The following is a 24409-nucleotide window of genomic DNA, read 5'->3' as shown; positions in this document are numbered from 1 at the left end:
CTAAATATTATAAATATCTGTTTTATATTTATCCAAGTTATTTTTGAAAAACTCTATCGTTTCTGACAGTCCTTGTTCAAATGTATATTTAGGAGTCCAATCAGTGAGATTTTTAATTTTTTCATTTGAACCGAGCAATCTGTTTACTTCGCTTTTTTGAGGTCTTAATCTTTGTTCATCACAAACTATTTTCACATTTGGATTAATCTGTCTTATTAATTCATTTGCCAAGTCGCCTATTGATATTTCGTTTTGTGTTGCAATATTTATTTCTTCGCCGATTGTATTTTTAGCTTTTGAAATGGAAATAAAACCGTTAACAGTATCTTTTATATAATTAAAATCTCTTGTAGGTGTCAAAGAGCCTATTTCAAGCTGTTCTTTTCCTGATAATAATTGTGTTATTATAGTAGGTATTATCGCTCTTGCTGATTGTCGCGGACCATATGTGTTGAATGGACGAACTATTGTTATGGGCATATCAAAACTTCTGTAAAAAGATTCTGCCAATCTGTCAGCACCTATTTTTGTAGCTGAATATGGAGATTGACCTTGATAAGGATGTTTTTCATCAATAGGTACATACATAGCCGTACCGTATACTTCAGATGTGGAAGTTACAAGTATTCTTGATGTGTCTAATGCCCTGCCGGCTTGTAAAACATTAAGTGTACCTTTTATATTTGTATCAACATATGCGTCCGGAGAGTGATAGCTGAAAGGTATAGCTATCAGTGCGGCAAGATGAAATACTTCGTCAATTCCTTTCATAGATTCTCTTACACCGTTAGGATCTCGTATGTCTCCAGTAAAAACATCTATTTCATTTAATATATCTTTGGGAAGGCTATCAAGCCACCCCCATGAATTGAACGAATTGTAATATGCGAAAGCTCTAACTTTATATCCTTGCTTTACCAATTCTTCTGTCAAATGACTTCCTATAAAACCGTCAGCTCCTGTAACTAACACATTTTTCATAAATATCACCTATATTCTATATTTTTAATGTATTAAATAAAATTTTGAAACATAATATTATTCAGTCTAATGTTAATTTTTAAATTTACAATTAATAATAAATTTATTTACAAAATTAAGTTGTATATTTCTTAAAAGATATAAATAAATTAAAAATAATTGAGAGTTTAATAGAATTCAACTATAATATCAAGTTATTATTGGAATATTAATTTTAACAACAATGTTAATAGCTGTTACTTTAGTATCTTTTCTATATATTTTTAAATAAGTATAAGTATAAAGATATACTCTATTTATAAGTCGGCAAATCGTAAGCTTTTATTTAATATATTGTCATTTTATTATATCATAAAATATTATATATTTTTTTAAAATGAAGAATTTTTAAAAGTAGGATTATATGTCATTATAAATACCCATTAGTATGATAAGTAAAGCGAGTTTTGAATATATTTAAAAGATAAACATCTATTAATCTATCTGCATCAGGAAAAAAGAGAGGATAAAAAACAATAAAGGTTTAAATTTATAACCAATAATCAAGATAAATAGAGCATCTGAGGACAAATAGACAATCAAACGGTAGAATATATAACTTAAAAATGATATAATGATTATGTTTAAGATAGATAAATTCTAAGTTGATGATCTATTCTTAGCTTATGGAGGGATTAAATGGATGTTTCATTATTATCAGATAGATATATTGTTCAAATGATGGGAGAGTCTGATGTTGAGAGAATATATGAATTGTGTAGAAAAAATTCCCTGTACTATCAATATTGTCCTCCATTAGTATCTGAGGAGAGCATTATTTGCGATATGAATGCACTACCTCAGAACAAAGATATGCAGGACAAATACTATATTGGATATTATGATGGGGAAAGATTGATTGCAGTAATGGATTTAATCATGAATTTCCCTGATGAAAAAACTGCTTTTATAGGGTTCTTTATGACAGATGTGTCTATACAAAACACAGGGATTGGTAGCGGAATAATAGAGGATTTATGTGTTTGTCTTGCTAAGATAGGAATTTCAAAAGTTCGTCTTGGATGGGTAAAAGATAACCCTCAGGCAGAGCACTTCTGGCATAAGAATAAGTTTGTAGAAGTAGGGGATTTTTATGATACGGATAAATATACAGTAATTGTTGCTCAAAGATATTTATAAAATCGGAATTTGAAGAGGTTATAGTAATGAAAATTCTTTGTATCGGAGCCAACTTTAACATATGGTAATGTAGGATATTCATTTATACCTTACCTAAATAAAAATTTAAAAACTATTAATAAAGCCTTATACTAAAATCTTATAGAATAATGGAAAAACGTAATAATTAATTTTTTCAATAAACTATGTATATTAATCTTATGTAATTATATAAGTTATCCATAATTTTATTAGAAAACTGTATTAAATGGTGATACATTATATGGGATTTGTTTTAAGTTTGAATATTTTGAAAGAGGCGTCAATATGAGAAACAAAGATATAAGAAGAGAATGTGAAGAGCTATGGGCAAAAAATAAATATTATGTGTTAGGTAAATCGCATAAAGTATACTTAGAGATAAGAGAATATTTGAAAGAAAAAGAAGTTGATATTTTAGTTTTAAATGAAAAAATACAAAAATTAAGGGATATAAAAGAAAGTAAAGAAGATTTTAGTAATGCCGTTCTTCACATATGGGGATATTTCAAAAAAGACGCAAGTACAATTGAAAAACAGGCATTATTTGATATATTAAATGAATATATGGAAGGGAAAAATAATCAGAAAGTTGTAATTGAATATATTAATAATTTACTAAAGAAATACCCTAATGAATATTTAGAAAAATCAACCTTGTTAACAGGAGAAGAGTATGAGACTATGGCATGAAAAACTTATCCACTTATTGCCCAAAAATCAGCTTCTTGGACAACATAGGGAATGTTGTGCTCTAAGGGGCAATGGATGGAAAAAGAAACATAAAACTGTGGATTATGTGTTTACATATTCCCCATATCATCTTTTTATTTACCATGTATTGGTTATGGAGGAGATGGAAAAAAGGGGATATAATGTTTCTGCGGAATGGAAAGATAAAAATTATAGAGGAAGGACAGCAGAAAAGTACGATAATCTTAAAGAGGAAATTGTAGACAGTCCAATTTACAAAGAGCATAATAATGAATATCTGTATGATTGTATAGAAAATTTAAGAAATAAAGGTATACATTTAAAAGTATAGAAGTTGTGGAGGAGTAAATGGATATAAAAATGAAAGAAGTTGAAGATAAACTGGAAAAGGAAGCTGTATCGAGAGAAATATTATATGACCTTTCAGAATGGTTTGGAATACCGGAAAGCACAGAAGAGTATATTCGCGATTCACAGGAAAAGCCTTTTCTCGCTTGTTATATGAATGATGAGTCGGTTGGTTTTGTTGTATTAAACGCAACCAGCAAGGATTGTGCAGATATTTTTGTAATTGGCATAAAAAAGAAATTCCATCGAATGGGTATTGGATCAGTACTTAATGAAGCTTACGAAACTATGGCAAGGAAGCTAGGCTACACATACTCACAAGTAAAAACGATACAGATGGGTCACTACAAAGAATATGATATTACCAATAATTTTTATATAGCTATGGGATATAAAGAATTGGAATGTTTCCCAAATTTATGGGATGAATGGAACCCATGTCAAATATATATTAAATATCTTGGAGCGTAACAACTTCCAGTTTGACATTATAAAATTTAAAATACGGAAAATGGTGTAAAAGTACTCTGTGCAAAATTGGATAAAACTAAATTTATTAAAAGATATTGAGATAAAGAAATGATTACTACTTAATTTGTTATATAATCATAAAGATAGTTTAATATCCGTCAGCAATTTATCATCATATTATAGGAAAAAATAAATATTAAGTTATGTGAGCTTAGAAATAAAACAAGGTGATATAGTAGCTATATATGTTGGAAAATTAATTCTGATTAAAATTTTTATTAGGGTTAAATCATGACTATACGTTAGAAATAAAATTAGCTAATAATTTGAAAATAAAGTAGAATATCCAAATTTATTTTATGCCATATAAAATATCAAAAATAGAGAAGAGTATTATATTATCAAGAAGATGGTATTGGACAGGAAGGTATACATATATGAAGGGTATATGGGATTTTTGGGCAAATTATTACAATAAACTCTGGGTTCAAAAGTATTCATTAAAACCAAGTAGAGATAGAGTAATAAGTATTATTAAAAAGACAGATATAGATAATGGGAGTTTGCTTGATATTGGGTGTGGAACAGGACAACTTTTAGAGCAGGTGCACTCAAAATTTGGCATGGCTTTTTCTATTACTGGAGCAGATTATTCAAAAAATATGTTGAAGCATGCAGAAAGAACTTTTAAAATAGAGGGCATTAGAGCAAAACTTATAAATACAGATATAAGTGATATAAGAGAGAATATAAAAGACAAATTTGACATAATTACCTGTACACATTCCTTACCATATTATAAGAATCAGGAAAAAGCAATTACAGATATGGCGTATTTATTAAAAGAAAATGGATACATTATAGTTGTATGTGCTTCAGTAAATAACTTTTATGATGCCATTGTATGTAGCATATTAAAATTGACAACAGGCAAGGCACACTATCCTTCTATAACAGAACTTAAAAGTTTTGCAGGAGATAATCTTAACTTTATGGGTTTTAGTCGTATTAAAAAGGCATTTTTTATGCCGAATATAATAGCTGTAGTGTATAAAAGAAAGTGAGAAATTGTGAGTAAAAGACTAAGTATATTATTGGTTCGTCCAAAACCTCCAAAAGAAACTATAGGGTTGCAACATGTGATGATATGTGAACCATTAGAGCTTGAATATTTGGTAGGGAATATAGATAAGGATAAAGCAAGTGTAGAAATTATAGATATGATACTTGAAAAAAAACCTATTGAGTTTTTTATAAAAAAATATAAACCTAATATTATAGGAATGACAGCGTATATTACTCACGTAGGAGTAGTAAAGGAAATGTCAAAAGTAATAAAATCTGTATCAAAGGATATTATAACTGTTGTGGGTGGGGTTCATGCAGAAGTAGTACCTGAAGATTTTGTTTCAAATTACATAGATTACATAATATGTTCAAAGCCTATAGAGACCTTTCTTAAAATAATAGATAAAGTGATATCAGGAGAAGACACTAAAGACATAGAAGGCACTTACATAGAAGGTAAAAAATACATAAGAAGTTCTTCTTTTAATATTTTTCATCCTGATAGAGAGGCTGTTTCAAAATACAGAAAAAGATATTATTATATGTTTCATAATCCTTGTTCACTTATAAAAACGTCATTAGGTTGTCCTTACAAATGTAACTTTTGTTTTTGCAAGGAAATAACCGGAGGAAAGTACTATGCAAGACAGCTTGATGATGTTATGAAGGAGCTTGAGAGCATAAAGGAGAGGGAAGTATATATAGTAGATGATGATTTTTTGTTTGATGAAGACAGACTGAATGGCTTTTGTGATGGATTAAAAGAAAGGAATATAAATAAAAGATTTTTGGTCTACGGAAGAGCAGACTTTATAGCAAGCCATGAAAGAATTATAAAAAGACTGTCAAGGTACGGGCTGAGTGCAGTAATTGTGGGAATAGAGTCGGTAAGAGAGAAAGACCTTAAGGATTTTAATAAGAGAAGTTCTCTTGAAAATAATGAGAAAGCTATAAAGATTCTACAAAAATACGGAATAGAGTTGTATGCAACTATGATTTTAAAACCTGATTTTACTAAACAGGATTTTAAACAAATAGAGGATTACATAATAGGTTTGAACGTAAGCTTTGTTAACTTACAACCTCTTACCCCATTACCGGGAACAGAGATTTATAATGATTATAAGGATAAAATATTGGTATCACGCCAAAACTATGCCATGTGGGATTTAGCACACATAGTGCTTAAGCCGGAATATATGAGTATAAGGCAGTATTATTATCAAATTATTAAAACATATGCAAGAATAGTTTTAAGAGGGGATAATATAATTAAGATGCTAAAAAAATATGGAATAAAAGAAGTGGTTAAGATGTGGTGGGGAAGTCAATTTGTTACTATGCAGTATATAAAAAAAATTATAAGAGGTAGATAGTATGAAAAAGAAGAAACTTGTATTGATACAATCCTCTCCTTATGACCATGAAAGAAAGCCTATAAAAAAATCAAAACTTTATTTTGTAGGACTTGCAATGCCACTACTTGCTGCAATGACACCAGATGAATTTGATGTTAAAATAATTTTAGAAACAATAGAAGACATAGATTTCGATATGGAAGTAGATATAGTCGGCATAGGCAGTATGGGACATGCTGTTATAAGAAGTATAGATATTGCAAAGGAATTTAAAAAAAGAGGAAAGACAGTATTTATGGGCGGATACATGGTAAGTCTTATGCCTGAAGAAGCAAAAAAATACTGTGACAGTGTAATAATAGGAGACGGAGAATTAGCATATCCGGCATTGCTTAAAGACTATCTTAATGGTGAGCTTAAAAGTTTTTACAATATGCCTGTAAAACTTATAGAAACTCCTCTACCAAGGTTTGATTTGATTCTTGATAAAAAAATAGGAGATATGTTGCCTGTACAGGCAGGAAGAGGATGCCCCAAATCCTGTAGTTTTTGTTCCATATACTGTCTCTATAAGAATCGTTATATAAGAAGACCTATAGAAGATGTTGTCAGAGACATAAAACAGATAAAGGAGTTGGGATTTAATAAATTTATGCTTTTGGATGACAATATTATGTCAAACAGGGCATATATGATGGAACTTTTGGATTATATTATCCCTATGAAGATGACATGGATAAGTCAATGTTCGATAGATATAGGAGATGACAGAGAATTACTTGAAAAGTTAGCAAAGAGTGGTTGTATGACACTCAGCTTCGGGCTTGAAAGCATAGTTCAGGAAAGTCTCGACAGTATGAATAAATCGTGGGCAAAGGTTTCGGAATATAAAAGGCTTATTAAAAATATACAATCGGTAGGCATAGATATTTCAACAGAAATGGTAGTAGGAGCAGATGCCGATACAATAGAGTCTATAAGAAAAACTGCTGATTTTATAAAGGAATGCAAGATAGTTGTACCGAGGTTTTATATACTTACACCTATTCCGGGTACAATGTATCATAAGAAAATGCTTGAAGAAAATCGGATTTATATAGAAGATATGTACAGTTATGACGGAAGTCAGGCTGTGCATATTCCTATTAATATGAGTCCGGAAGAACTTACAGAGGAATATTGGTCGTTGTATGAAAAAGTATTTAAAATTGGCAATATAATGCAGAGAACTATATTTAGAAAAGAGTTTTTTAAATTTCCGGGAAGATATTTATTTTATATGGCAATTAATCTTTATTATAGATATCACATAAAAAAAAGATTGACTCCTAATATTATTTGACATAATTTTTTAAGAACAATTTATATAAAGTTAAAAATAGAAAAGAGAAACTATGTATATTGTAAATGCTAAAAAGAAAGACTATAAGAAATTTATAGATTTTCAGAAAGAGATTTATAAATATGATACACAGTTTAGGGATTTACAGTCTGTTTCACTGCCTGATATATTGGAGCGAAAAGCACAGATTACTAAAGGTAGCTACATAGAACCATATTTAGTGTATTCCGATGAGTGTAAAATTGAAGCGGTATTTATTTTAGCAGTAATTGATAGAATGCCTGATACTATGCAAATAGCATTTCTTGATTTTGTGGATAAAGAAGAAGTCTTTGGAGAAATTTATAGATTTGCCAAGCAAAAAGCTAAGGAAAAGTCAACTTCCAAGATTTTGATTGGATTAAACCTACATGTAAATTATGGACTCGGTTTATTAGCAGATTCGTTTGGAAGTATTCCGAGCTTTGGAAGCGCATATAACAAAGAATACTATACAAAACATATTGAAAAATATATGAAACCTACTGATACACTGTATAGCTATAAAATAAAAATTTCAGAGATGGATGTGAACTTATCAGATAGATTAAGAGAATATATATCAAAGAATTTTATCATAAGAAAAGCAAATTTTAAAAACATTAAAGAAACAGCAGCCATATACACACAAATAAATAACAGGGCTTTTGTAAATCACAAATATTATTATACAGCAAGAGAAGAAGAGGATATAGAGTTGCTCTCTTCATTTAGATATCTAATAAAAGAAGAAAATCTGCTATTCGTTTACCATAATGAAAAACCTGTGGGCTTTATGTTGTGGTATCCTGATTTTAATCAGCTTTTGGGTATCGGTAAAAGACTTGGAATATTTTCAGTATTGAAATATAAACTTGGCTTAAAGAAAATAGATACTGTAAAAATAACAGAATTTGGAGTATTGCCGGAATATAAAAATAGTGGGGCTGTAATAGCTTTACTTGATTATTTTTATAAGCTTAGAGGAAATGATTATGTGTATTTGGAGTCTGGTTGGATAATGAAAAGTAATAAAGCCTCTACGGCAATTACAAGTAGATTTATGAAAAATAAGTATAAAACTTTTAAGGTTTATGAGGAATTACTATGAAGGGCAACTTTACGGTTTATAACAGTGCAAAAAAACTTCCGTATATATGGGATAAGATAGCAGGAGATAATATATTTATAAAAAGGGATTTTCTGATATTTTTATAAGAGGTGAATTACTGTAAGCAAGACTATCATATCAATGAAGAAGAAAATATTATTATGGTAACTTATAGGATTAAACTTAACCTATTTACTTTCAGTAGTAAGTTAAAGCTTGAGTTTAATATAAGGGTATTGGGCATTCCATTGTCAATATCTTGCGCCGGTTTTGTATGTGGAGATAATAACCTTGAGTCTCTTTCTTTATATTTAAAGAGTTTTAATTTGATATTAATACTTAACACAGACGGCAAGCTTCCATTACCAAAAGCTTGTACGTTGGGAACATATACTATGGAGCTAAAAGGGAACTTTGAATTATTTTTTAGAAGCTTAAGGAGTAGGCACAGAAGAAGATTAAAACGAGCAATTGACAAGTCAAATGATTTGAACATTACAAAACTGTCAAAGCAAAATTTTCAAAAAGAGCATTATAGTTTATATGAACAAGTGTATGAGCGTTCAGAAGGAAGGCTTGAAAAATTGAACATGGAATATTTTCAAAAAATGAATGCCGAAATTTATGAAGTTCGTGGAACTAATAATGAATTAGTGGCTTTTTTCCAAATAAAGCAGATTGAAAAAGAATTGATATTTTTATTTTGCGGAGTAGATAAAGCAAGTAACAGAAAGTATGATACATATTTGAATATGCTTTTATACATAGTAAAACTGGCTTATGAAAAGCAATGTTCAAGGCTTCATCTGGGACAAACTACAGGATATAGTAAATCCAGGCTCGGAGCAAAAAAGGATATAAGGTATATGCATTTGACAAGCAGTTTCATACCAAGTGCTGTGTGTAAAATGCTTTTAGATATGCTTGGGTATAAGGAGGACTAATGAGAATATTGCTTGTAAGACCATGGGTTAACAAAAAAATAACTACAGTAAAAAATTTTCTTTTCGGAGAGCCACTTGGAGTTGAATGTGTAGCTACAATATTAAAGGAGCAGGGGCATAAGGTGGTATTAGCTGATTTTATGGCAGAACCTAAAGGAAACTTGATGCACTATATGAAAAGGATTAAACCTCAGGTAATAGGAATAACTTCTCAATGTACTGATGTGGAAAATGTCTTAAAAATTGCTGAGATGGCAAAAAGATATGATAAGGATATAAAAGTTATAGTCGGAGGAGTACAGGCTATGGTATATCCGAATTCTTTTTTTAATTCTTATGTTGACCATGTATTTAAGTCAACAACGAGAGAAAATTACAGAGAACTAATGGAGCTTATCGCTTCCGGAGAAAAACAGAAAAAAGCAATAGTTGGTATATTTTCTAAAGAACTCAGCTTTAAAAATTCTGTTGAAGGTTGTTATAATGAATATATAAAACCGGATAGAGATTGTAGCAAGCGCTATAGGCATTTGTATAGATATGTTGGATTTCAGCCTTGTGCTATAATTCAGACATCGTTCGGTTGTAGAAACAGATGTAGATTTTGTGTGCGTTGGAAACTGGAAGGACCTATACTAAGAGAGGTGGAGCTGGAAAAAATAATTGAGCAGTTGGAAGAGCTTGAAGAACCTTATATAATGATTTGCGATAATGATTTTTTGATAAATAGAAAAAGGCTTGAGAACTTTTGCAATCTTTTGGAAAAAAGAAAAATTAAAAAGAAGTACATATGCTATGGCTCCGTAAATTCAATACTTGAAAAAGAAGATTTATTTAAAAGACTTGCAAGAAATGGATTAATTGCCGTAATAGTAGGATATGAAAGCTTTGATAACAAGCAGCTTAAAGAGTATAATAAGGCAGCCAATACAGATGAGAACTTGAGAGCAACAAGAGTACTTCAAAAAAATAAAATTGCATGTTGGGGTTCATTTATCTTACATCCGGATTGGGATAAAAAAGATTTTAGAAAGCTTTTACAGTATAAAAAACTTTTAAAACCGGAACTTGTCACCTTTTCTCCACTTAATCCCCATCCACTTACGCCTCTTTTTGAAGAGTACAGAGACAGGCTTTTGTATGATGAAACTGATTATGAAAAGTGGAATTTTGGAGATGTACTTATTATGCCGTCTAAAATGAGTCTTAACGCATATTATTTAGAAGTGCTTAAATTTACATTTGCAGTAAATATGAACTTACATTCTGTATTTTATACACTCAGAGCTTTTCCTATCAGTAATACACTTAGGATGACATTTGGATTTAATACATTGATAAGTGTGTATATAAAGAACTTTTTTAAAGCTACTTTGATTAATAAAAGGAGAAGGGCATGAAAATTTTACTTGTAAGACCGGGTGCCCCAAATGTATTAAGCTTTACAAATATTTTGGATTCCGAACCTTTGGAACTTGAATATCTGCATACAGGGTTAAAAGAAGCAGGATATGATGATATGATTTATGATTATATTTGTCAAAAAAAACCTTTTAGGCAGGTATTGAAAGGATATGAGCCTGATATAGTAGCTATAACAGGTTATATAACACAGGAAAATATGATGAAGAAGTTTTGTCAGCAGGTAAAAAAATATAATTCACAGATAGCTACCATAGTCGGCGGTGTTCATGCACAGATTAATACCAAAGTTTTTTATACGGATTATATAGACTATATAGCAAGGAGCGAGTCTGTAGATGCATTTGTTGAAATAGTCACTTATATAGGAATTGAAAAGGGAATCCTTGATAAAGCAGATATTATAAATACAAACTTGATTAAAAATCTTAGTGATATAAACGGACTTTGCTATAAAACATATATAGGAGAGTGGAAAAATAATCTAATGATACCTATTGATATAAATAGTCTGCCGATACCGGACAGAAGTTTTTTCTATGAAAACAGAAAACATTTCAGATATTTGGACCTTATTGAAACTGCTAATATAAAGACGTCTTTAAGTTGTCCATATGATTGCAAATTTTGTTATTGCACTTTACTTAATCATGGAAAATACCGAGAAAGGGACTTAAATCTGGTTATAGAAGAGTTAAAAGGCATAGAGGTTGAGAATATAACCATATCGGATGATGATTTTTTGGTAAATGAAAAAAGATTAATGGATTTTGTAAGGCTTGTAAGAGAAAATAATATAAAAAAAACTTATGTGTGTTATGGAAGAGCAGATTTTATTGCAAGTCATCCGGGTATTATAAAAGAACTTGCAGATATAGGATTTAAGTATTTTCTTGTAGGTTTGGAAGCTATAAATGATGATGAACTTAATGATTACAATAAGGGAACAAAAGAAGAACATAATGCTAAGGCGATAGAGGTAATAAATGATACATCAGCACAGTGTATAGGATTGATGATAATAGGGCTTTCTGCCACAAAAAAAGATTTTGATGACCTTTACAATTGGATAGTAAGACATGAACTTATACATGTAACTATTTCCATATTCACTCCTATACCAGGAACGCAATTGTACGAAGAATATAAGGATAAATTGATTACAAATAAAGTAGAACATTGGGATTTTTTGCATTTGGTGGTGGAGCCGGATAATATAAGCAAGCATAAGTTTTATTTGTATTACAGAAAATTGATTTTGAAGCTTTACAAAAGGGCAAGAAAAGCAGGGATGTATGAATATCTGGATTTGGAATATTATAGGAAAATGCTGTCTAAATTTTTATTGAGAAAGGCATATCTGGATTGGTAAATACTATATTGGATAGTTTATAAGGATTGTAAAACAAGTATAATAAAAAGACCGCCGGTTTAACTGGTGGTTTATTTTAGTTAAATCTACAAAATTAAACCCCCATTTTAAATGGGGGTCATCTAACTTTATCCGAATAGTAAATCTGATATATTATTTGCAAATTTTATAGGATCTTGAACTTGTAAACCTTCTATTAAAAGTGCCTGATTGTATAATACTTCTGTAAGTTTTGTAAACTTATCTTTGTCTTGTTCATAGTATTTTTTCAAATTGTCGAATGATTTATTTTCAGGATTTATTTCCAACACTTTTTCTGCTTTTACATGTGTGTCTGTAGGCATTGCATTGAGTGTTTTTTCCATCTCAACGCTGACAGAACCTTTTGCAGATATGCAGACTGGATAGCTTTTTAGTCTGTTTGATATTACGACATCACTTATATTTGATTTTAGGATTTCTTTCATTTCATCCAACATAGATTTTGACTCTTTTGCTTTTTCTTCATTTTTTTCCTTTTCTGTGTTATCTACATTTATATCTGAGCTTGACACAGATTTGAATTCTTTTTCTTTATAAGTTCTAAGCACTTGTATTGCAAATTCGTCTACTTCGTCAGTGAAATATAATATTTCATATCCTTTATCCAATAAGAATTCTGTTTGAGGCATTTTTTCAATTTTTTCTACGTTTTCTCCGGTTGCGTAATATATTTCTTTTTGGTCATCTTTCATTCTTGAAACATATTCTTCAAGTGTTGTATATTTTTCTTTGTCCAATGATGATTTAAACATGATTAAATCCTGTAATTCGTCTTTGTTCATTCCCCAGTTGTCATATATTCCGAATTTAAGACTTCTTGAAAAAGTATCATAGAATTTGTCATAATCTTCTCTTTTATTTTTAAGCATATTTGTAAGTTCATTTTTGATTTTTTCGTTAAGTCTTTTTGCGATTAATTTGAGTTGTCTGTCGTGTTGCAATGTTTCTCTTGATATATTAAGCGATAAATCTTCAGAGTCAACCATACCTACTACAAATCCGAAGTAGTCGGGTAATAATTCACTACATTTATCCATTATAAGCACACCGTTTGAGTAAAGTTCCAAGCCTTTTTTGAATTCTTTGCTGTAATAGTTGAACGGTAACATTGATGGTATATACATTATGCTTGTGTAACGAATAACTCCGTCTGCGGATGTGTGTATATATTTAAGCGGTTTGTCAAAACCGTAGTGTTTTTCATTATAGAAATTGATATAATCTTCTTCTGTAAGCTCGTTTTTATTTTTTCTCCAGATAGGTACCATTGAGTTTAAAGTTTCTATTTCTATATAATCCTCATAGTTGTCTTTGTCATCTTCTTTTGGTCTTGATTTTGTGACTTCCATTTTAATCGGATATCTTATAAAATCTGAATATTTTTTTACAAGTGAGCGTAGTTTATATTCTTCAAGATATTCATCGTATTTTTCTTCATCTGTGTTATCTTTCAGATAGATAGTTATTATTGTACCGTTTGATGATTTTTCGCTTTCTGATATTTCATATCCGTCAATTCCTTCGCTCTCCCATAGATAGGCTTTGTCGTCATCTATTGATTTTGATAATACTTTTACTTTTTTTGCAACCATAAAAGCTGAGTAAAATCCTACTCCGAATTGACCTATTATATCAAAACCGTCTTTTATTTCATTGTCTTTTTTAAATTGTAAAGAACCGCTTTTTGCTATTATACCGAGATTATCTTCCATATCGGATTTGTTCATACCTATACCTGTATCTTCAACAGTTATTGTTCTGTTTGCTTTATCTACAGATATTTGTATATAATAATCTTCTTTGTTGAAGTTTTTGTTTTCGTCAGCCAAAGTTTTGTAATATACTTTGTCTATTGCATCGCTTGCGTTTGAAATCAATTCTCTCAAAAATATATCTCTATTTGTGTAGATAGAATTTATCATAAGGTCCAATAATCTTTTGGATTCAGCCTTAAATTCCTGTTTTGCCATAAAAAACCTCCATGTATATTCATAAAAATTAAAATTTTACATATATTAGCACTCTTTAGTAATGAGTGCTAATATAAATTTATCACATTTTTTATATTTGTCAATATATAATTACAAATTATATAAAGTTTTTTTGTATTTTTATATAATATTAAGCTATCTATTTTATACCAATATCAGTATATAAAAAAGTATGTATATTGACCTCAAATATATTAGTATATATAATAATTAATATTTATTTAATTTTTTATACTAAAATCTGATTAGACGATCATATTTGTTAATTTTATAATCTATATTTTTTTGAAATTTACATGGTGATTTAAATAGGATTTAGTATTAGATTTGGTATATATTATATTTTTTAGCATATCGGAGAAATGAGTATGATAAATATAGTAGGTATAGGACTTGGAGATAGAGAGAATATAACTTTAAAAGCTATTGATACAATAAAAAACTCTACGCTTATAATAGGTGCAAAAAGACAGATACAAGCAGTGAATTACTTGAATAAAGATGCCAAGTATATTGAGTATGTAAAACTTGAGGATATTATTAAAAATATTAAAGATAATATAGATAAGGATATATGTGTATTAGCATCAGGTGAGCCGAATTTGTACGGGATAAGCAACTATATTATAGAAAATATGAAACCATATGAAGATATAAATATAATATCAGGCATAAGCAGCGTTGCATATTTGTTTGCCAAGATGAAGATAAATATGAATGATGTGTATATAACATCATTTCACGGCAGACAGATAAATGAAGAGATGATATTGATGTCGAAAAAAACTGCTTTTTTCACAGACGGCAAGACATCTGTGTATGATATAGCACAGATTTATTTGAAAAATAATAAAAATCCTAAGTTTATAATAGGAGAAAATCTGTCATATAACAATGAAAAGATAACTATAAAATATGCAAATGAGATAACAAAACAGGAAACATACAAGATGTATATACTCATTTCAATTTTAAACTAATGCTTTTATATAAAATTAATTTTTTAGTTTATTATAGTTTTTTTGTTTTCAAATATTTTTAAACTGAAAAAATAAAGCACCTTTCTATGTGCATAAAAATAAATTAAAAAAATTTTTAAACCTATTGACAAACAGAATTAAAAGTAGTAGTATAGTAAATGTGGTTAGCACTCTACCGATAAGAGTGCTAACAAAAAATAGTAAAAATATTTGAATATCAAGAAAAAGTTTAGATTTTTAAAATTTATGTTTGAATGTTTAGGAATAAGGGATAATTATGAACAGCAAATTAAGTGAAAGGAAACTGAAAATACTTCAATTTATAGTTGAAGAATATATAAATACTGCAGAACCTGTCGGTTCGAGGACAATTTCTAAAAACAAAGAGCTTTCGATAAGTGCTGCTACAATAAGAAATGAAATGTCAGATCTTGAAGAGATGGGATTTTTGTTGCAACCTCACGTTTCATCAGGTAGAGTGCCGTCACCGCTTGCTTATTCCTTATATGTTGATGAACTCATGAAAGGTGGTTCGCTTGATATAAAAGAGCGTGAACTCATTAAAACAGCACTTGATTCAAATATAAATCAAATACAGTCATTATTGGATGAAACGGTAAATCTGTTAAGCAGTCTTACTAATTATACTTCTATAGCAATTATGAAGAACGATGAGGATAAAAAAGAAAAGATAAGCCATTTTGAGCTTGTCAAACTTAACGAGCATCAAATAATTATGATAATTGTAATGGAAGATGGAAGAGTAAACAGCAAAAATATTTATATAGACAGATTTATAGAGTCTGATAAATTACAAATAATATCACAAACTATAAAAGAAGAGATAATTGGAAAAGACATAAAATCACTGGGAGATAAATTTGTAAATTATGTGAAATCAGAAATAATGCAATATGATGAGTTGCTTGATAATATGCTTGAAACTATAAACAGCAATTTATCTCAAGATGTGCCGTTCAGTATAATGCTCAAGGGTACAAAAAATATATTCAACTATCCTGAGTTCAATGATATAGATACGGTAAAATCATTTTTGACGTTGTTCGACAACAAAGATGAACTCGTAGAGCTTGTACAAAATCAAGGTGTGAAAAAAGATAATATAAACATTATAATAGGGGATAAGTCTATGGGAGACTTGCTTGACAACTGCTCCATTATTACTGCAAATTTTGAGTTAAAAGGCAATAATATTGGAAAATTCGGAATAATAGGACCAAAGAGAATGGATTATGGAAAGGCATATTCACTGATGAAATATATCACCAAATATATAAGTGAGGTATTTTGACTATAAAATAAAAATAGATTAAGCAAACTTTAAGTGTAGTATTGTATAATTATTGAGTGCTTGAAAGGAGAAAAAATGACGGAAGAGTTGAAAACTGAGGATATTATTGAAACGGATATTGAAAATCAAGAAACATCTGACAATAAAGATAAACAATTAGAAGAAGATACAATAGTTAATGAAATAGATGACAATCTTGAAAAGATAAAACAACTTGAAAAGCAAGTTGATGAGATGAAAGACTTAGCACAAAGAACTCAAGCTGAATTTATGAACTATAAGAGAAGAGTTACAAAAGAGAAACAGGATTTGACAACATTTGCAAATGAAAAAATAGTAACCGAATTACTTGCAGTGCTTGATAATTTTCAAAGAGCCTTAGATAGTGAAAAAGAAAATACAACAGGTTTCTATCAAGGTGTGGATATGATAAAAAAGCAACTTGAAGATGTGCTCAATAAAAACGGTTTGGAAGAGATTGAATGCTTAAATGAACCGTTCGACCCTAATTATCATCATGCAGTAATGCAGGTAGAAGGAGATGAACCCGACAAAGTATTAGAGATATTGCAAAAAGGATATAAATTAAAAGAAAAAGTGATAAGACCGGCTATGGTAAAAGTATCAAAATAAATAAAAATTATTTAAAAAATACTTGATTTAATTATAAATTTAAATATAACATTTACAAAATCGGAGGTAAATAATTATGGCAAAAACAATAGGAATAGATTTAGGTACAACAAACTCTTGCGTAGCAGTAATGGAAGGTGGGGAAGCAGTCGTAATAGCCAATACGGAAGGAATGAGAACAACACCTTCAGTAGTAGCATTTTCAAAAGACGGAGAAAGAATAGTAGGAGAACCTGCAAAAAGACAAGCAGTTACAAATCCTGACAGAACAATATCATCAATTAAAAGAGAAATGGGTAGAGACTATAAAGTAACAATAGACGATAAAAATTACTCACCACAAGAAATATCAGCAATCATATTACAAAAATTAAAAGCTGATGCGGAAAGTTATTTGGGAGAAAAAGTAACAGAAGCTGTAATAACAGTACCGGCATATTTTACAGATGCACAAAGACAGGCAACTAAAGATGCAGGCAAAATAGCAGGATTAGATGTAAAAAGAATAATAAACGAGCCTACAGCTGCGGCTCTTGCATACGGAGTTGACAAAGACGGAGTAGAAGAAAAAATATTGGTATTCGACCTTGGTGGAGGAACATTTGACGTAAGTATTCTTGAAATAGCAGACGGAACATTTGAAGTTCTTGCAACAAGCGGTAATAATAAATTGGGTGGAGATGACTTCGACAATGTTTTAGTTGATTATATAGCTAACGAATTTATTAAAACAGACGGAGTTGATTTGAGAAAAGATAAGATGTCAGCTCAAAGATTGAAAGACGCTGCTGAAAAAGCTAAAAAAGAATTATCATCAACACTTACAACAAATATCAATCTTCCTTTTATAACAGCAACAGCAGAAGGTCCAAAACATCTTAATATGGATATAACAAGAGCAAAATTCAACGAACTTACAGCACATCTTGTAGAGCAAACAATGGAGCCTACAAGAAAAGCACTTCAAGATTCAGGACTTTCAGTTAATGACTTGGCTAAAATATTATTGGTAGGTGGTTCTACAAGAATACCAGCAGTTCAAGAAGCAATCAAAAAATTTACTGGTAAAGATCCTTCAAAAGGAATAAATCCTGACGAATGTGTTGCACTTGGAGCAGCTATACAAGCCGGTGTACTTGCAGGAGATGTAAAAGATGTATTACTTCTTGATGTAACACCTTTATCACTTGGTATAGAAACATTGGGTGGAGTATTTACAAAGATAATAGAAAGAAATACAACAATACCTACAAAGAAATCACAAGTTTTCTCAACTGCAGAAGACAATCAAACAGCCGTTGACATTCATGTATTACAAGGTGAAAGAGAATTTGCAGACGCAAACGTGACATTAGGAAGATTCAGATTAGATGAAATACCTCCTGCAAGAAGAGGTATGCCTCAAATAGAAGTAACATTTGATATAGACTCAAACGGTATAGTACACGTTACAGCAAAAGACTTAGGAACAGGAAAAGAAAATAAAATAACAATAACATCATCTACTAATCTTTCAGAAGATGAAATCAATAAAAAAGTACAAGAAGCAAAAATGCACGAAGAAGAAGATAAGAAGAGAAAAGAAAGAGTGGAAGCTGTAAATCACGCTGAAAATACTATATATCAAATGGAAAAATCATTAAAAGATTTGGGTGATAAAGTTACAGAGGGCGAAAAAACAGCAGTAGAAGGTGCAATAGAAGATGTTAAAAAAGTGAAAGATGATGTAAACTCAACAGCAGAGCAAATAAGAGCAGAAATAGAAAAACTAATGAAAGCATTCGAACCTATATCTCAAAAATTATATGAACAAGCTCAACAAGCACAAGCAGGAAGTGAACAGCAAGGAGAACCTCAGCAACCGAAGGATGATGACGGAGTAGTTGATGCCGACTTCACAGAAGTAAAAGATGATGACAATAAATAAGATAATATTCACACTAGCAATTTTATAAACCGTACATTTCATATATGTGTGGTTTATAAAATTGTATAATATATTCTTGGAGGATATAGGTATGGATATTATTAAAATTATAGAATTTATAAATAAAAATTGGTATGCTATTACATTTATCTTAGGTTTTCTTATTTGGATGTGTGATTATATTAGTTATGTCTATTGGATTGGATATTTAAAATATTTTAATATAGATGAGACTGTATTACCCAATAATGAAAATAAATTTTCAAAAATAACGTATTATTTTTCTTGGATTGTATTTTTGGCTGCTTCTAATATAATAAGTATATTTGTAAACTTATTATTATTACTTTTAATTGTAAAATTATTTTTTAAAGGGAATATAAGTGATACTGAAATTAAAATAATTTTTATTATAATTCAAATTATAGTATGTTACTTTCTTACGTTTAAATATATGTATTTATTTAATTGCCTCGTTAAATTAGAAAGCTATAAAAATGTTAAAGAAAACTATAAAAAAAGAAAAAATAATAGTAAAAGAGAATTCTATTTTGAGTTATTAATTTTTAATGTATTATTTAATTTATTATCTTATTTATTTACTTATTTAATTTTATTTAATTTAAGTGATTTCTCGTTTTTAGATAAAATATTTTCTTCATCTTTAGCAAAGTATACTGTGATTTTTATTTTAATTTCAATTTTATTTATTACTTTTTTTTCTATACAAAATGGACAATTAGATGCTAAATATAATCGTAAGTTTAAATTTGCAAGGGATATTATAAGGAATAAAGAATATGTAGTAATTTATGAAGATAAAAGTAATTATATTGTCTGTGATTATAAAAAATCTGATTCTAAAAAAAAATTATATATATGTAATGGCAAATATCTAACCATAACTAAGAATAATATAGCAATAAGGGCATGTAGGTTTGAAAGAATAAAGTTAGAAGTAGAGTCTTAAGTTTAGTGAGGCTCAAATAGTAAAAAAATATACCATTAAAAGGTGGTGAGAGAAGAAATATGGCAGGAAAAAAAGATTTTTACGAATTGCTTGGTGTAAATAAGGATGCAACAGATCAAGAAATAAAAAAAGCGTATAGAAAATTGGCAATGAAGTATCATCCTGATAAAAATCAAGGTAACAAAGACGCAGAAGAAAAATTTAAAGAGATAAATGAGGCGTACGAAGTCCTCTCAGATAAAGAAAAAAGAGCAAATTATGATAGATTTGGACCTGACGCCTATAACTCTACCGGCGGATTTGGAGGTGGAGGTTTTTCCGGAGCAAATTTCGATTTTGATGATATATTTGATATGTTTTCAGGTTTTGGAAGTGGAGGCGGATTTGGAGGCTTCTCATCAAGAAGTAGCAGAAATACTGCAAAAATGCCACGAAAAGGTCAAGATGTACGAATAAAATTAACTATAAGCTTTGAAGAAGCTGCATTCGGATTAAAAAAAGAGGTAGAAATTCCTATAGAAGACAGTTGTCAATTCTGTAATGGGACAGGTGCAAAAAACGGTACAAGTAAAGAAAGATGTAAGACTTGTAACGGAGAAGGTGTAATTACAAAAACAGTCAGAACTCCATTCGGTTCAATGATGAATCAGAGCGTATGTACGGATTGTAACGGAACAGGTGAAAGAATAATAGAAAAATGTGACCATTGTAACGGTACAGGAAGAATTAAGAGCAAGAAAAAAGTATCTATAGAAATACCTGGAGGAATAGACGATCAAAACATCTTAAGAGTATCCGGACAAGGTCAAGCAGGATATAATGGCGGACCTAGAGGAGATTTACAAGTAGTTGTTGCAGTTAAACCACATCAAATATTTAAAAGAGACGGTTATGATGTGAGATTGGATATGCCTATAACATTTGTACAAGCGGCACTTGGTGATGAAGTGGAAGTGCCTACTTTGGACGGTAAGGTCAAATATAAAATACCGGAAGGAACTCAAAGCGGTACAGTATTCAGGCTAAAAGGTAAGGGAATAAATGTACTTCATTCAAAATCAAGAGGTGACCAGCTTATAACAGTTATAGTAGAAGTTCCTAAATCATTGTCTGAAAAACAAAAAGAGGCACTTAGAGAATATGCGAAAATCACAGGCAATGAAGTGAATGAACAAAGTAAGAATTTTTTAGACAAGTTAAGAGATTTCTTTAAAGATTGATAAAATATTTAGAGTATTTATTTAGAGTGTGTTTGAAAAGTAAAATATTGAAAAAATAACAAAATTATAGTAGAATAAAATCTGTGATTAAAAACTACTTTATTTTTGTAGAAATTTTCTTTATTTTAATTTTTATACACACTCTATTTTTTTATAAAACTATGATATTATGATAATACTATTTTCTAACAAAATTAAAATTATGGATAATATATAATTAGATAACATTAATAAATAGTCTACTGGAAAAATTAATTATTATGATTTTCCATTATTTTATAAGATTTTAGTATAATATTTTTAATCAGACTATATTGAAGTGTCAACAAATATTTGTAAATTTATGAATATTATTTTTTGTTATATTGGGTTTTGGTATTATTAATATATATATATAAAATATTATAAGAATAAAAATATTTTTACATATATTTTTTATAACTATGATTATAAATGTGTTTGAATATTATAATTATTTATATAATTTCTTTTTTTATTTTTAATAGCAGGTGATATATTATGTCGGATGGGCATACGCACGAAAAATTTTATACTATTTTATTGAAAATTACTTAGCATATGATGTCTTAAAGTGAATAGATTTGTTATCCTCTTTTAGACATCTTGCTATTTGTAAGAAAGGGGATTTCAATGCAATTTATTGTGGATTTGGTAAAAGAAGGCAGAGTCGTACAAGCCAGAAATGAGCTTTTAAATTACAATGTTGTTGATATAGCGGAGTTTTTTGACGAACTTGAAAAAATGGATTTAATGTTGTTGTTTAGAATTCTTCCTAAAAATCTTGCAGCAGAAGTATTTTCTTATATGAATATAGAAGGACAGCAATACATAGTAGAAAGCATGAGCGATGAGGAAGTAGGAGCAATGCTGTCAAAGTTGTATTTGGACGATACGGTTGATTTCATAGAAGAGTTACCTGCAAATGTAGTAAAAAAGGTGCTTAAAAATACATCTCCGGACAGACGACAATTGATAAATCATTTGCTTTCTTATCCTGAGTTTTCTGCCGGAAGCATTATGACCACAGAATTTGTGGATTTGAAAAAAGAACTTACCGTAAAACAGGCAATAGAGCGTATAAGAAAAATAGGTTTTGATCGTGAAACTATAAACACTATGTATGTTATTAACGATAACAGAATATTGGAAGGGATTATAGAAATAAGACAGTTGTTATTGACAAAAGAAGATGTGATTTTAGATAAGATTATGGATACAAATTATGTTTTTGTCAAAACAACAGATGACAGAGAAGAGGTTGCTGCACTTTTCAAAAAGTATGGATATCTGTCTATGCCGGTAGTCGATAAAGAACATAGACTTGTAGGGATTATTACAGTAGACGATATATTGGATGTAATTGAAGAAGAAAATGAAGAGGACTTTGCAAAGATGAACGCCTTAAGTCCATCTAATGAAGAATATTTGGAAACAGGAGTAGTTGAATTAGCTAAAAAGAGAATTTATTGGTTGTTGTTTTTGATGGTTTCAGCGACTTTTACAGGTATAATAATAAACAAATATGAAAATATCTTAAGTTCTGTTGTTGTTTTAGCATCATTTATTCCAATGCTCATGGATACAGGAGGAAATGCCGGCTCACAATCCTCTACGCTAATTATTCGTGGACTTGCACTTGGTGAGCTACAATTAAATGATATAGGAAAAATAATTTGGAAAGAGTTTCGTATAAGTTTATTGGTAGGTTTCATTTTATCTGCTCTAAACTTTGTAAGACTATATTTTTTTCAACACACACCGCTTAATATATCTGTAACTGTATGTGGAAGTATACTGATGATTGTGGTTTTGGCAAAAATTATCGGCGGAACGTTACCTGTTTTAGCAAAAAAAATGAAGCTTGACCCTGCTATTATGGCAGGACCACTTATTACTACAATAGTTGATATATTTGCACTTATGGTTTATTTCAAAATAGCCTCTGTTTTAGTTTTAAAATAGATTATTATATTTATATTTTTAAAATTAATTACAATATATTTTTAAAGAGTATGATATACATTATGAAGTGAGTTTGATATGAATAAGATTATAATAATTTGCGGACCTACTGCAGTCGGAAAAACAGCAACATCAATAAAACTTGCTAAAAAACTTGATACAGAAATAATATCCGCAGATTCAATGCAGATATATAAATCTATGGATATAGGAACTGCCAAAGTATCATCAGATGAAATGTCAGGTATAAAACATCATATGATAGACATAGTAAAACCAAATGAAAATTTTAGTGTCAGTGATTTCTATAATAGGAGTTCAAAGGTAATAGACAGATTATTTTTCGAAAAAAAAATACCTATAATAGCAGGTGGAACAGGGCTTTATATAAATTCGCTAATATATAAAATGGATTTTAACAAGACTTCATTTGATGAAAACATAAGGGATAAATATTGGAAAATGTATTATGAATATGGCTCTGATTATTTATATGAGCTACTTTTAAGTAAAGATAAAAATATGGCTCAAAGCATAGAAAAAAACAATGTAAAGAGAGTAATAAGAGCATTGGAAATATTTGAAAATAACGATGCTATGAGAGTATTTTCCAAAATTGATGAGTTTCAAGACTACAAAGTTTATATGTACGTATTGAAATTGGATAGAAGCATATTGTACGAAAGAATAAACCATCGTGTAGATATGATGATTGAAAATGGCTTAATAGAAGAGGTGAAAACCTTGTTGAAAAATGGAACAGATAGTGATGCTCAATCTATGAAGGCTATAGGGTATAGACAGATAATATCGTATCTTCAGGGAGAAATAGATGAAAATACGGCAATAGAGCTTATAAAAAGAGATAGCAGACGCTATGCAAAAAGACAGTATACTTGGTTTAGGAGATATGATTTTGCAAAATGGATAGATGTTGAGCTAAAAAACATAGATGAGATAGCAGAATATATAATGGATGATATAAAAAATAAATAACCGCCTATT

General features: G+C 29.7%; 21 protein-coding genes. 19 read left to right on the top strand and 2 right to left on the bottom strand.

Annotated elements, in window-relative coordinates; all coding sequences use genetic code 11:
• Complete coding sequence (locus tag HMPREF9630_RS02220) at positions 1 to 981, bottom strand: NAD-dependent 4,6-dehydratase LegB (protein ID WP_009526914.1); 981 nt, start codon at positions 979 to 981, stop codon at positions 1 to 3.
• A gap of 678 nt (positions 982 to 1659) precedes the next feature.
• Here HMPREF9630_RS02220 and HMPREF9630_RS02215 point away from each other — a divergent pair.
• The 11 genes from HMPREF9630_RS02215 to HMPREF9630_RS02165 all read left to right on the top strand — a co-directional run bounded on the left by HMPREF9630_RS02215 (position 1660) and on the right by HMPREF9630_RS02165 (position 12346).
• Positions 1660 to 2160: a GNAT family N-acetyltransferase gene (locus tag HMPREF9630_RS02215; RefSeq protein WP_009526913.1), complete on the top strand. Its 501-nt coding sequence runs from the start codon at positions 1660 to 1662 to the stop codon at positions 2158 to 2160.
• Positions 2161 to 2466: 306 nt separating this feature from the next.
• Positions 2467 to 2871, top strand: coding sequence for a YbgA family protein (locus tag HMPREF9630_RS02210; RefSeq protein WP_009526912.1), 405 nt, complete (start codon positions 2467 to 2469; stop codon positions 2869 to 2871).
• The gene (locus HMPREF9630_RS02205) at positions 2855 to 3223 is read left to right on the top strand and encodes a TIGR02328 family protein (RefSeq protein ID WP_009526911.1); all 369 of its coding nucleotides are present in this window, start codon (positions 2855 to 2857) and stop codon (positions 3221 to 3223) included. The genes HMPREF9630_RS02210 and HMPREF9630_RS02205 overlap by 17 nt, the downstream gene beginning before the upstream one ends.
• Positions 3224 to 3240: 17 nt before the next feature.
• On the top strand, positions 3241 to 3711 hold the full coding sequence (locus tag HMPREF9630_RS02200; protein ID WP_009526910.1) for a GNAT family N-acetyltransferase: 471 nt from the start codon (positions 3241 to 3243) through the stop codon (positions 3709 to 3711).
• 437 nt (positions 3712 to 4148) lie between these two features.
• Positions 4149 to 4775: a class I SAM-dependent methyltransferase gene (locus HMPREF9630_RS02195; RefSeq protein ID WP_009526909.1), complete on the top strand. Its 627-nt coding sequence runs from the start codon at positions 4149 to 4151 to the stop codon at positions 4773 to 4775.
• Positions 4776 to 4781: 6 nt separating this feature from the next.
• Positions 4782 to 6155 carry a B12-binding domain-containing radical SAM protein gene (locus HMPREF9630_RS02190; RefSeq protein ID WP_009526908.1) on the top strand — a complete coding sequence of 458 codons (1374 nt, stop codon included), beginning with the start codon at positions 4782 to 4784 and terminating at the stop codon, positions 6153 to 6155.
• Between the two features lies 1 nt (position 6156).
• Positions 6157 to 7479 carry a B12-binding domain-containing radical SAM protein gene (locus HMPREF9630_RS02185; protein WP_009526907.1) on the top strand — a complete coding sequence of 441 codons (1323 nt, stop codon included), beginning with the start codon at positions 6157 to 6159 and terminating at the stop codon, positions 7477 to 7479.
• A 52-nt stretch (positions 7480 to 7531) separates the two neighbouring features.
• The gene (locus tag HMPREF9630_RS02180; RefSeq protein WP_009526906.1) at positions 7532 to 8608 is read left to right on the top strand and encodes a hypothetical protein; all 1077 of its coding nucleotides are present in this window, start codon (positions 7532 to 7534) and stop codon (positions 8606 to 8608) included.
• Positions 8609 to 8934: 326 nt separating this feature from the next.
• Positions 8935 to 9552, top strand: coding sequence for a hypothetical protein (locus HMPREF9630_RS02175; RefSeq protein ID WP_242824671.1), 618 nt, complete (start codon positions 8935 to 8937; stop codon positions 9550 to 9552).
• A complete protein-coding gene (locus HMPREF9630_RS02170; protein ID WP_009526903.1) occupies positions 9552 to 10952 on the top strand; it encodes a B12-binding domain-containing radical SAM protein in 1401 nt (466 codons plus the stop codon). Before HMPREF9630_RS02175 ends, HMPREF9630_RS02170 begins: the two co-directional genes overlap by 1 nt.
• Positions 10949 to 12346 (top strand): B12-binding domain-containing radical SAM protein, encoded by a 1398-nt coding sequence (locus HMPREF9630_RS02165; protein WP_009526902.1) that lies wholly within the window; start codon positions 10949 to 10951, stop codon positions 12344 to 12346. The genes HMPREF9630_RS02170 and HMPREF9630_RS02165 overlap by 4 nt, the downstream gene beginning before the upstream one ends.
• Before the next feature lie 128 nt (positions 12347 to 12474).
• Here HMPREF9630_RS02165 and htpG read toward each other — a convergent pair whose 3' ends face one another.
• Positions 12475 to 14358 carry a molecular chaperone HtpG gene (htpG, locus tag HMPREF9630_RS02160; RefSeq protein ID WP_009526901.1) on the bottom strand — a complete coding sequence of 628 codons (1884 nt, stop codon included), beginning with the start codon at positions 14356 to 14358 and terminating at the stop codon, positions 12475 to 12477.
• Positions 14359 to 14747: 389 nt separating this feature from the next.
• Between htpG and cbiE the strand changes: the two genes are divergently transcribed.
• The 8 genes from cbiE (at position 14748) to miaA (ending at position 24400) form a co-directional block, all read left to right on the top strand.
• Positions 14748 to 15359: a precorrin-6y C5,15-methyltransferase (decarboxylating) subunit CbiE gene (cbiE, locus tag HMPREF9630_RS02155; RefSeq protein ID WP_009526900.1), complete on the top strand. Its 612-nt coding sequence runs from the start codon at positions 14748 to 14750 to the stop codon at positions 15357 to 15359.
• A 277-nt stretch (positions 15360 to 15636) separates the two neighbouring features.
• Entirely contained in the window at positions 15637 to 16671 is a 1035-nt protein-coding gene (gene hrcA / locus HMPREF9630_RS02150) for a heat-inducible transcriptional repressor HrcA (protein ID WP_009526899.1), read from the top strand.
• Positions 16672 to 16746: 75 nt separating this feature from the next.
• The gene (grpE, locus tag HMPREF9630_RS02145; protein WP_009526898.1) at positions 16747 to 17304 is read left to right on the top strand and encodes a nucleotide exchange factor GrpE; all 558 of its coding nucleotides are present in this window, start codon (positions 16747 to 16749) and stop codon (positions 17302 to 17304) included.
• Between the two features lie 76 nt (positions 17305 to 17380).
• Entirely contained in the window at positions 17381 to 19231 is a 1851-nt protein-coding gene (gene dnaK / locus HMPREF9630_RS02140; RefSeq protein WP_009526897.1) for a molecular chaperone DnaK, read from the top strand.
• A 91-nt stretch (positions 19232 to 19322) separates the two neighbouring features.
• A complete protein-coding gene (locus HMPREF9630_RS02135) occupies positions 19323 to 20201 on the top strand; it encodes a hypothetical protein (RefSeq protein ID WP_009526896.1) in 879 nt (292 codons plus the stop codon).
• A gap of 59 nt (positions 20202 to 20260) precedes the next feature.
• Positions 20261 to 21421, top strand: a complete 1161-nt coding sequence (gene dnaJ, locus HMPREF9630_RS02130; protein WP_009526895.1) for a molecular chaperone DnaJ — start codon at positions 20261 to 20263, stop codon at positions 21419 to 21421.
• Positions 21422 to 22072: 651 nt separating this feature from the next.
• Positions 22073 to 23404, top strand: coding sequence for a magnesium transporter (mgtE, locus tag HMPREF9630_RS02125; protein ID WP_009526894.1), 1332 nt, complete (start codon positions 22073 to 22075; stop codon positions 23402 to 23404).
• 78 nt (positions 23405 to 23482) lie between these two features.
• Complete coding sequence (miaA, locus tag HMPREF9630_RS02120) at positions 23483 to 24400, top strand: tRNA (adenosine(37)-N6)-dimethylallyltransferase MiaA (protein WP_009526893.1); 918 nt, start codon at positions 23483 to 23485, stop codon at positions 24398 to 24400.
• Positions 24401 to 24409: the final 9 nt, after the last annotated feature.

This window comes from Peptoanaerobacter stomatis (assembly GCF_000238095.2).
Taxonomy (GTDB): Bacteria; Bacillota; Clostridia; order Peptostreptococcales; family Filifactoraceae; genus Peptoanaerobacter; species Peptoanaerobacter stomatis_A.
The sequence above is the reverse complement of the archived record's forward strand: the minus strand, read 5'-3'. Positions and strand labels throughout refer to the sequence as shown.